Below are 2,800 nucleotides of genomic sequence, written 5' to 3' on the forward strand. Positions count from 1 at the left end.
TGTTTTTGATTTTAGCCATTTTAAAATCTAATTTTGTAGTTATTTTTTATTATATATTCTCTGTAAAATTATAGCAACTATAAATTGATTGAAAGAAAAAATGATGGTATAATGAGGTCAGGAGAGAAGCGAGTGCCCAGTTATACGCACCAAATTTCATTTGGTTCGTCTGGGAGAAACTAAATTTTCCCCTATCGGAGAAAAATATAGTTTACCCGCGGGGGCTTCTTATTAAAAATGAATGGTGGTGAATCCTTATATGGCAAGTTCTACTCTACAAAATGGTTATTACAGACTTGAAGTGAAAATCAAAAATCGAAAAGAACATTCGGCTGTAGCTTGTGCGAGTTATAGATCTGATGAAGAATTGTATAGTGAACGTGATGGTCTTACTAAATCATTTCGTCCACATAAGGTGAAACCAGAGTCATTTATTATGAAGCCAGAACATGCTCCTGAATGGGCTTTGGATCGTGAAAAATTATGGAATGAAGTTGAAAAAATTGAACCACATCCAAGCGCACAATTAGCAAGAGAAGTTTTACTAAGTATCCCAAAAGAATTAGACGAAAAAAGTCAAACAGAACTTGTTGAAAAATTTGTGAATGAGCAATTTGTAAATGCTGGTATGGTTGCTGATGTTAGTATCCATAGAGATGAAGAACATAATCCACATGCACACGTATTATTGACAATGCGTTCTTTTGATTTAGATGGAAAATGGGAAAACAAAAGTAAACGAATTCAGAAGTTAGATGAAAACGGAAATCCGATTTTTAATGATAAAGGACAGCGTGTAACGGTTTCTGTAAAAACTAATGATTGGAGTAATCCAAACAACATAAATATTTGGCGCGAAAGTTGGGCTAAACATCTAAACGAAGTTTCAAAAGAAAAAGGTCTTGAATTAAAATTTTCAGAGAAGAGTTTCGAAAAACAAGGCTTTGAAAAATTACCTTTAATGAGACTTACTAGACAAGAATATTATCTTGAAAAGAAAGCAAAACAACTAGCAAAACAAACTGGAAAAGAATATGAGCCAGTTACATATCATGGACAACAAAATAAATTAATTGAAGAATATAACAAGTTATTATTAGAAGAAAAAGCAACTTTAAAAGAAATTGAAAATGCACAAAAAGAGATAAAATATGCTGATCCAGAAAGAGTTAAAGCTCTTAACTTTATTACAGAATACAACAATAGAACACCGCTTACTGATAGAGAAAAACAAGCATATTCTTCTATTAGAAAACGTGCTAAAACGGACATTAATTTTGGAGTTGCTCGTAAGATGTTTATTGATATTTCAGAAGGATTCTTTAAGAAGAAAGTTGAAAATACAAAAGATAAATTAGAAGCTAAAAAGCGTTATATAAAAGATGTTTTAAGACCAGAATTTGATATTGATAAAGGTTTGAATTTCTCAATTGGTACAAATATTGATCCGACTTATTTTAATGAATATGTTTCTGAAAAAATCAATGAAGTTAATGATTTAACAGAAGAAGTTAATAAGTTAGAAAAAGCTCATAAAGAATTAATTGAAAATGCAAAAATTGTATTAGAAAGAGAAACTAAAAAAGTAAATGATGTCTTTGAATTTATCTATCATGACAATATTGTTGATGATAAATTCAAGTCACCGACATTAAGATATTCAGCTTCAAAATCATTTATTGAAGATGGAATTATGGCCGAAGTAAATAGAAATTATGTTGGTCAAAAGAATGTAGAAAAACATTATAATCAACTTGCAAGAACTAAGTCTCTAAGAGATCAATTTATTGAACTAAATAATGACCTTGAAAGAAGTATGTTTAACTATAGAATTTCAGATAGAAGTATTCATAAATGGATTAAACATGAAGCTGATTCAATTAATCCAGAACCGAAAAATGGAACTCATATTTCACATCTAGAAAATAGAGAAATGGCTCGTCAAATGGTTATAATGAATCGCGAAAAATTAGATGAATTATTACCTAAGCTTGAAGAGAAATACGGAATAGATCCAGCACTTACATTAAAAGAAAAAGTTGAAATTATAACTGGTGAAGATGTGCAAATTCCAAATCTATACAAAGATAAAAATGAAATATTTACAGATGAATATGATAGCCAAGCAAACAGATACAAACTAATTAATAATGAACAATATAAGCAATTTAATAACATGGAAAATCCACATACTTCTAATGGAATTGAATCAGTTGCAACATCATTATTCGATGCAATTACACAAGCTGACAATGATCATAACTACTATAAAACTAAGAAGAAAACGAAGAAAATAAAAGGTAAGTATAAAACGATTGAAAATGAAAATGAATTATAAATCAGGAGGGGTATTTGTGAGTATTATTGTAGAAAGTAAATATGAACATCCTGTCATAAAACCGTTTATCGAAAGTGTTACTTATGGTCTTTATTTCTTATTTTGTCCAAATTGTAGTTATCAAGGAATAGAAGTTGCTGAGAGGATAGATAGAAGAAGGAAATATAAATGCCCTCATTGTATGGGGAAAGTGAAATATAATAAAGAATATACAAACTCAATTTATAAGCATAAAATTATTCATAGTCAAATCAAAATGAATGAAAAAAATATAACTTTTTTCATTCGATGGTTTAGATATGATATTGCACATGAGAAATTGAATGGACAATTATATCCTGTATATAAAAACGAAAGTATAAGCTACAATATACAAAAAAAACAGTTGTATTATATTGAATATACAAGAAAGGGAAAAACAAAAAATATTATACCTATTAGTTTAGGTAAAAAAGAATCAGG

General features: G+C 28.9%; 2 protein-coding genes. Both read left to right on the top strand.

Going from position 1 to position 2,800, the window contains the following annotated elements; translation table 11 throughout:
- Positions 1 to 259 precede the first annotated feature (259 nt).
- Positions 260 to 2,338, top strand: coding sequence for a MobA/MobL family protein (locus tag MR107_RS29580; protein ID WP_242293111.1), 2,079 nt, complete (start codon positions 260 to 262; stop codon positions 2,336 to 2,338).
- 16 nt (positions 2,339 to 2,354) lie between these two features.
- Positions 2,355 to 2,800: hypothetical protein (locus MR107_RS29585; RefSeq protein WP_242293112.1), on the top strand; the 446-nt coding region annotated here is incomplete at its 3' end.

Origin of the sequence: Bacillus cereus group sp. BfR-BA-01441 (assembly GCF_022663075.1) — a bacterium.
Lineage (GTDB): Bacteria > Bacillota > Bacilli > Bacillales > Bacillaceae_G > Bacillus_A > Bacillus_A cereus.